Raw genomic sequence first — 340 nt, forward strand, 5'->3', positions numbered from 1 at the left:
CTGCTGTTCGGCGCCGGCCTGGAGGAGGCCTGGCCCTGGCTCAGCCTGGTCCTGAGCGCGGCCCTCGGCTTGCTCTTCGGCATGCTGCTGGGCGGGCTCTGGTTCGGCTACTGGATCCGCCAGGAGGGATTGCAACTGACCCACCTGCTGCTGGTGGTCTGGGTGCTGGCGAACTTCTTCGTGCTCAACGTCCGCTGGAACTGATGGGGACTGCCGGTACGAGGAGCAGGACGCGAGGACGGCGACAGTGGAGCGAGCCGGACGCCCGTCGATAGCGCGAAGTCGCATCTCGCTCCTGCCACCCGATCCCTCGGCTCCCCTCTGTTCGCACGCGCTGCAT

General features: G+C 67.6%; 1 protein-coding gene. It reads left to right on the plus strand.

The genetic code is table 11. The features are described from left to right. Positions 1-204: DUF2165 family protein (locus ACLJNW_RS23820; RefSeq protein ID WP_410961170.1), on the plus strand; the 204-nt coding region annotated here is incomplete at its 5' end. Positions 205-340: the final 136 nt, after the last annotated feature.

This window comes from Salmonella sp. SAL4457 (assembly GCF_046548235.1).
In the GTDB taxonomy this organism is placed as follows: Bacteria; Pseudomonadota; Gammaproteobacteria; order Enterobacterales; family Enterobacteriaceae; genus Salmonella; species Salmonella enterica.